The following is a 6,969-nucleotide window of genomic DNA, read 5'->3' as shown; positions in this document are numbered from 1 at the left end:
CTGGCCTGCCGCGCCCCGCCCGACGCGGTCGACGGACCTGCTGCCCGAACGCGCGCTCGCGGGCGACGCCGAGGCCGAACGGGTCCTGGTGGAGCGGATCGCCCGACCGCTGGAGGACGCCGGCCCGGCGCTGCTGGAGACGATCGAGACGTACCTGGAGTGCGGGGGCGTGCTGGAGAACTGCGCACGGCAGCTGTTCGTGCACCCCAACACGGTGCGCTACCGGCTCCGCAAGGCCGCCGAACTCACCGGGCACAACGCGGGGGACCCCCGCGACGCGCTGGTGCTGCGCACCGCCCTCACCGTCGGGCGTCTCGCCCGCTCCCGCGGTCTGTGGTGAGCACGCCCGGCGCGGTCCCGACCGCCGGACCCGGCGACCCCGCGTTCCCGGAGCGTCGGCTCACGGGCATGGAGCGTCGACTCGCGGGCATGGGGTGGCGACTCGCGGGGTCGGGAGGGTGGTGTGGTGGGGGTCACGGTGGGTTGTCGCTGGTCAGCGGGGTGTTTGTAGGAGGTCCACAACGTGGGTCGGTGGACCCTGTGAGTGGGCGGCATCCCGGTCACCGGAGGCGACCAGGTTCCCTACGGGGGTGACCACCGCCCTACTCTGCCCCGGACAGGGGTCGCAGACCCCCGGCATGCTGTCCGCCTGGCTCGAACTCGACGGCGCGGAGGAACGGATCCGGCACTGGTCGGCCCGCTGCGGGCTGGACCTGCTCCGGCTCGGCACCGAGGCGGACGCCGACGAGATCCAGGACACCGCCGTCACCCAGCCGCTGATCGTCGCGACCTCGCTGCTCGCGTTCGAGTACCTGCCCCCCGCCGTGCGTTCGGACGGCCCCGTGGCCGGGCACTCGATCGGCGAACTCGCCGCCGCCGCGATCGCGGGGGTGCTCTCCGCCGAGGACGCGGTCGCCCTGGCCGCGGTGCGGGGCGCGGAAATGGCGAAGGCCTGCGCGGCCGAACCCACCTCGATGGCCGCCGTGATGCTCGGCGACCCGGAGAAGGTCGTGGCGTGGCTGCACGAGCAGGGTCTGGAGGCCGCCAACCGCAACGGGGCGGGCCAGATCGTCGCCTCCGGCTCCGCCGAGGCCGTCGAGCGGATCGTGGCCGAACCCCTCGACGGGACGAAGGTGCGTCCGCTGAAGGTCGCGGGCGCCTTCCACACCCCCTACATGGCCCCCGCCGAGCAGGCGCTGCGCGCCCACGCGGCGGAGCTGACCACCGCGGACCCGGTCCGTGGCCTGCTGTCCAACGCCGACGGTGCCGTGGTCACCGACGGCGCGGAGTACCTCGACCGGCTCGTACGGCAGGTGACCCGGCCGGTGCGCTGGGACCTCACGATGGAGGGGCTGCGGTCCCTCGGGGTCGAGCGGACGGTCGAGCTGCCTCCGGCGGGAACCCTGACCGGCCTCGTCCGCCGGGAACTGAAGGACGTGGTGACCGGCCCCGTCGCGGTGAAGACGCCGGACACGCTCGGGGACCTCGCATGACCGGCAGGCCGCCCGCGCTCAGCCTGACCCACGGGGCCCCGGCCACGCGGGTGCTCGGTCTGGGCAGCACCCAGCCCGACCGGGTCGTCACCAACCACGACCTCGCCGCCCGGATGGACACCGACGACCAGTGGATCCGCGACCGGGTCGGCATCGTCGAGCGCCGCTTCGCCGACGAGGACGAGCAGGTGGTGGACATGGCCGTCACCGCCGGGGCCAAGGCGCTCGCCGACGCCGGGGTCGCCCCCGCGGACGTGGACACGGTGATCGTGCCGAACTGCACCATGCCCGCCCCCATCCCGAACGCCGCCGCCCAGGTCGCCGACCGGATCGGCGTCCGCGCGGCGGGCGCGTTCGACCTCAACGCCGCGTGCGCCGGGTTCTGCTACGGGCTGGGCATCGCCTCCGACCTGATCCGGTCGGGCTCGGCCGGGCAGGTGCTCGTCATCGGTGCGGAGAAACTGACCGACGTCGTCGACCCGGACGACCGGTCGACCGCGATCATCTTCGCCGACGGGGCGGGCGCCGCACTGGTCGGCCCCGCCACCGACGCCGGGGTCGGCCCGGTGGCCTGGGGCAGCGCCGGGGATCTCGTCGACATGATCTACATGCGCGAGAACCGCTACATCTTCCAGGAGGGGCAGTCGGTGTTCCGCTGGGCGACCACACAGGTGGCGCCGGTGGCGATGCGCGCGGCCGAGCTCGCGGGGGTCGAGCTGTCCGATGTCGACGTCCTGATCCCGCACCAGGCGAACCTGCGGATCGTCGAGGCCATCGCCAAGCGCCTGCGCGCGAAGGGCGCGCGGGAGGACATGGTGGTCGCCGACGACATCCGGTACTCGGGCAACACCTCGTCGGCGTCCATCCCGTTGGCGCTGGACCACATGCGCGCCGCCGGAACCGTGGACAGCGGCGACGTCGTGCTGGCCGTGGGCTTCGGCGCGGGACTGTCCTACGCGGCACAGATCCTGATCTGCCCATGATACCACAGACGACGACGGCGTAAGGTCCGTCGCGACACCGGTGCGAGGGCACCGACACGAGAACCGGTGCGACAGCACCGACGAGACGACGGTGCCGGGCACCGGACACACGAACCAGGAAGGAACCGAAGTGGCAGACAAAGACCAGATCCTGTCGGGGCTCGCCGAGATCGTCGAGGAGGTCGCGGGCGTGGCCCAGGACGAGGTGGCCCTGGAGAAGTCGTTCGTCGACGACCTCGACATCGACTCGCTGTCCATGGTGGAGATCGCCGTCCAGGCCGAGGACAAGTTCGGCGTCAAGATCCCGGACGACGAGCTGGCGAACCTCAAGACGGTCGGCGACGCCGTGGACTACGTCGCGGCCAACTCCAAGTAAGCGTTTCCGCATAAACGCCCTCTCGGGGAGACACCAGATGAGCAACACCGACGTCGTCGTCACCGGGATCGGTGCCACCACACCGCTCGGACCGGACGTCGCGACCACGTGGGACGGCCTGCTCGCGGGCCGCAGCGGGGTCCGGACCCTCGAGGCCGACTGGGTCCAGCGGCACGACCTGCCCGTGAAGATCGGCGCCCCGCTCGCGGAGGAACCGACCGAGAAGATCCCGCGTGTCCAGGCACGCAGGCTCGACCGGTGTGAGCAGGTCGCCCTCATCGCCGCACGAGAGGCGTGGGCGGACGCCGGGTTCGCCGAGCCGACCGACGAGCACGCCGACGTCGATCCCGACCGGCTGGGTGTCTCCATCGGGTCCGGCATCGGCGGACCGGTCACCCTGCTCACCCAGGACGACCTGCTGGAGGAACACGGCATCCGCAAGGTCTCCCCGTTGACGGTGCCGATGCTGATGCCGAACGGCCCGGCGGCCCACGTCGGGATCGACCTCGGTGCCCGTGCCGGGGTGCACTCCCCCGCCTCGGCGTGCGCGTCCGGTGCGGAGGGCATCGCGGTCGGCTATCAGATGATCGCCTCCGGCCGCGCCGACGTGGTGGTCGCCGGCGGCGCGGAGGCCTGCATCGCCCCGATCACCGTCGCCGGGTTCGCCCAGGCACGCACGGTCTCCACCCGCAACGACGACCCGGACCACGCGTCCCGGCCGTTCGACGCCGACCGCGACGGGTTCGTGCTCGGCGAGGGGGCGGGCACCGTCGTGCTGGAACGCGCCGACCGCGCCGCGGCCCGGGGTGCCCGGGTCTACGCGCGGCTGGGGGGTTACGGGATCACCTCGGACGCCTACCACATCACCGGCAACCACCCCGACGGGATCGGTCAGATCGCGGCGATGGAGAACGCGATGCACATGGCCGGCGTCCCGGCCGGCGAGGTGGGGCACGTCAACGCGCACGCCACCTCCACGGTGGTCGGGGACGTCGGAGAGGCGGCCGCGATCCGCAAGGCCGTCGGGGACGACCCGGTCGTCACCGCCCCGAAGGGCGCCCTCGGGCACCTCGTCGGCGGTGCCGGTGCGGTGGAGGGCATCGTGACGATCCTGTCGCTCCACCACGGGGTCGTGCCCGCCACCCGGAACCTGGCGAACCTCGATCCCGACGTGGCGCTCGACGTCGTCCGGGACGAGCCGCGGAAGGTGGAGCTCTCCGCGGCGGTGAGCAACTCGTTCGGATTCGGCGGGCACAACACCGCGTTGCTGTTCACGACGGTGTGACCGTGTTGGGCAAGACGGTGTGACCGTGCTGTGCACGACGGTGTGACAGTGCCGTGCACGACGGTGTGACCGCCGTGCGCCGACCGGCACGCGGGCGGACGCCTCAGCCGACCTGGTGCAACCAGGTGACCGGGGCGCCGTCGCCCGCGTGCCGGAACGGCTCCAGAGCCTCGTCCCAGCTCGCGCCGAGCAGCTGGTCCAGTTCGTGCGCGAGCGGCTCACCCCCGCGACTGGCCGCCACCAGGTGCCGGATCCGGTCCTCCCCGACGACCACGTCGCCGTTCGCGCTCGTCCGCGCGTGCCACAGCCCGAGGCCGGGCGCGTAGCAGAACCGCTGCCCGTCCACACCGGGACTCGGTTCCTCGGTGACCTCGAAGCGCAGCATCGGCCACGCCTTCAACGCGGACGCGAGCTTTCCGCCCGTGCCCGCGGGCGCGCGCCACTCACACTCGGCACGCAACTGCCCGGGTGCGGCGGGCTGTGCGGTCCACCGCAGGTCCACCCGGCCACCGAGCGTGCCGGAAATCGCCCACTCGACGTGCGGGCATACCGCAGACGGCGACGAGTGGACGTACACCACGCCACGAGTGCTCACTGCTGACCTCCGCTGTTCGACGAGGGGCGTCTTCCCCTACGACCTCGTCGGGAACGGATGGATCACCCGCGGCGACTCCCGCAACATTCTGCACCGCACTCACCCGTTTGGCCACACGAGCACCAGGATTCACACTCGCGTGGAACGGCTCCGGGCCCGGGAGACGTCTCCCGGGCCCGGAGCCGGTGGTCCGCAGGCGGTAGGGGGAACCGCGCCGCGGGGCGTGCTGTGCGGAATCCGCTAGCGGATCCTCATCGGGTGCCCGCGCCGAGGGCGGTGGCCGCGGCGACGGTGTCCACCAGGCCGGTGCCCTTGTCGTAGCTGGACGTGTACCCGTTCAGGGGCTCGTACGCGGCGCCGTCGGTGTACTTGTGCGCCGTCGACTTGATCGCGTGCTCCACCTCGCCCGGCGTCGCCTGCGGGTCCGCCTGGAACAGCTGGGCGACGATCCCGGTGACCTGCGGCGCGGCCATCGACGTGCCGCTCATGACGTTGTAGGTCGCCAGGTCGAGCGGGCCGGGGCCGTTCTCCGGCTGGGAGCTGGTGAGGCACAACGCCTGGGTCGGCCTGCACGCGGAGAGGATGTTCTCACCCGGCGCGGACACGTCCGGCCAGCTCTGCGGCTCGGAGGCGGCGCCCCGCGAGGAGAAGTCGGACACCGTGCCGTCGCGCGTGCCGGTGCCCTGGTCGTTGTAGGACGCCACCGAGAGCACGCCCGGGGTCGGGTCCTGCCCCGGCGGGTTGGACAGGTTCTGGGACCCGTCACCACCGTCGTTGCCGTTGGCCCAGACCGTGACCACACCCTCGGCCGCCAGGGCCCGCTGCAGCTTCACCGTGGCCGAGTTCGGGTCGAACTCCCCGCCCCCACCGGGGCCGTAGGAGTTGTTCACCACCTTGATCGGCGGGCATTCCTGCGCGGAGACGTCCGCACCGCACGGGGCCTCGTGGTTCTCCAGGACCCAGTTCAGCGCGGCGTCACTGCCCAGGATGACCAGCGCGGCCCCGGTCGAGATCGACACGACCGACGAACCCGGCGCCGACCCACCGACCCGGGTGTCCTCGGCGAGGTCGTAGTTCTGCCCCGCGGCGATGCCGGTGACGTGGGTGCCGTGCCCGCCGAGGGAGAGCGTGTCGGTGTCGAGGGTGGTCGGAAGGTCGACCACGCAGTCGGTGGCGGTCTGGTCCGCGGTGCACAGACTCTTCAGGTTGCGCACGACCCGGCTGTCCCCGTCGGCGTCCCGCAGCGCGGGGTGCAGGGGGTCCACCCCGGTGTCGATGACCGCGACGCCCACACCGGACCCGTCCAGGGCCGTTCCGTCCGCACCGGTCAACGACTGTTGCGCGGGGAGACTGCGGGTGGCTTCGGTCCCGGAACTGGCGAAGGTCTCGATGGGGTCGTTGTTCTCCAGGTACGTCACCCCCTCGGCCGAGCGCAGGTCCTCCACCTGCTCCGCGTTGCCGGACGCGGCGACCACGCCGATCCGGTCGAACGAGGTGATCTTCGTGAGCCCGGCGTCACGCACGGCGGCGTCCGCCGCCGCCGTGTCGACACCGTGCACCAGAACGGTGACCGGTGCCGTGTCCTCCGCCGTGGACAACACCGCACCGAGAGTGTCGGAGACCGGCGTGAGCAGCCCGTCACCGTCGTCTCCGGCGGCCAGCGGCGCGGCGATCGTCGCCGTCGCCAGACCCGCCGTCACCGTCAGGGCCGTGGCGGACACCGCGATCATCAGTGACCGCGGGCCCCGACCCGCCCGTAAGCGCATTCCATCCTCCAGAACCCGGAAACCATTCCGCTAGCTACTTTGGAGTAGCACTCAACTAGGTGACAGCAATCACTGTCAATGGTTACTTTGCGCGCACACTGTCCGGCGGCGGCCGTCGAGCTCGGCTATAAACACGGCAGGAGGCCCGAGACCTGGGACTTCGCCCGGATCCCGCCGGTGGCCCGCAGCAGGGAGGCGCAGTGCGACTCGTCCGATTTCCCGCCCGTCCCGCCCGCGTCTCCGACGACGTCCGTGCGTCCCTGGCCGCCCTCGGGCGGGGCGGTGAGGTCGTCGGCGGGGTCGGCCTCCTCGGTGTGCGACCTGCCGGGCTGGAGGCCGACCTCGACGCGCTCCTCGTGCTGCCGCACGGGATCGTGGTCGTCGTGGGCGTGGACCTGCCCGCCCCGGCGCTGACCCTGCGGGCCCCGCTGCACGGGGCGTGGGAGGCCGACGGCTGGCCACTCGCCTCCG

General features: G+C 72.4%; 7 protein-coding genes and 1 pseudogene. 6 read left to right on the top strand and 2 right to left on the bottom strand.

The genetic code is table 11. The annotated features are described in order from the left end of the window. From ACTIR_RS23450 to ACTIR_RS0114425, 5 genes are all read left to right on the top strand, one after another. A partial coding sequence (locus ACTIR_RS23450; RefSeq protein ID WP_034240197.1) for a PucR family transcriptional regulator occupies positions 1-340 on the top strand: 340 nt, incomplete at its 5' end. A 250-nt stretch (positions 341-590) separates the two neighbouring features. Continuing rightward, positions 591-1,493, top strand: a complete 903-nt coding sequence (locus ACTIR_RS0114440; RefSeq protein WP_084789522.1) for an ACP S-malonyltransferase — start codon at positions 591-593, stop codon at positions 1,491-1,493. Beyond that, entirely contained in the window at positions 1,490-2,476 is a 987-nt protein-coding gene (locus ACTIR_RS0114435; protein WP_026454827.1) for a beta-ketoacyl-ACP synthase III, read from the top strand. Before ACTIR_RS0114440 ends, ACTIR_RS0114435 begins: the two co-directional genes overlap by 4 nt. A 130-nt stretch (positions 2,477-2,606) precedes the next feature. After that, positions 2,607-2,852, top strand: a complete 246-nt coding sequence (locus ACTIR_RS0114430; RefSeq protein WP_007024696.1) for an acyl carrier protein — start codon at positions 2,607-2,609, stop codon at positions 2,850-2,852. 37 nt (positions 2,853-2,889) lie between these two features. Then, entirely contained in the window at positions 2,890-4,137 is a 1,248-nt protein-coding gene (locus tag ACTIR_RS0114425; RefSeq protein WP_026454826.1) for a beta-ketoacyl-[acyl-carrier-protein] synthase family protein, read from the top strand. A 103-nt stretch (positions 4,138-4,240) separates the two neighbouring features. Here ACTIR_RS0114425 and ACTIR_RS0114420 read toward each other — a convergent pair whose 3' ends face one another. Together ACTIR_RS0114420 and ACTIR_RS0114415 are read right to left on the bottom strand one after the other, a co-directional pair. Continuing rightward, positions 4,241-4,732: a DUF3145 domain-containing protein gene (locus ACTIR_RS0114420; RefSeq protein WP_026454825.1), complete on the bottom strand. Its 492-nt coding sequence runs from the start codon at positions 4,730-4,732 to the stop codon at positions 4,241-4,243. A 251-nt stretch (positions 4,733-4,983) separates the two neighbouring features. Continuing rightward, positions 4,984-6,462, bottom strand: a complete 1,479-nt coding sequence (locus tag ACTIR_RS0114415; RefSeq protein ID WP_034240194.1) for a S8 family serine peptidase — start codon at positions 6,460-6,462, stop codon at positions 4,984-4,986. 236 nt (positions 6,463-6,698) lie between these two features. Here ACTIR_RS0114415 and ACTIR_RS26690 point away from each other — a divergent pair. Then, positions 6,699-6,969 (top strand): annotated as a pseudogene (locus tag ACTIR_RS26690) (hypothetical protein); the annotation flags it as partial.

The sequence above is a fragment of the Saccharomonospora iraqiensis subsp. iraqiensis genome, assembly GCF_000430445.1.
GTDB classification, from domain to species: Bacteria; Actinomycetota; Actinomycetes; order Mycobacteriales; family Pseudonocardiaceae; genus Saccharomonospora; species Saccharomonospora iraqiensis.
The sequence above is the reverse complement of the archived record's forward strand: the minus strand, read 5'-3'. Positions and strand labels throughout refer to the sequence as shown.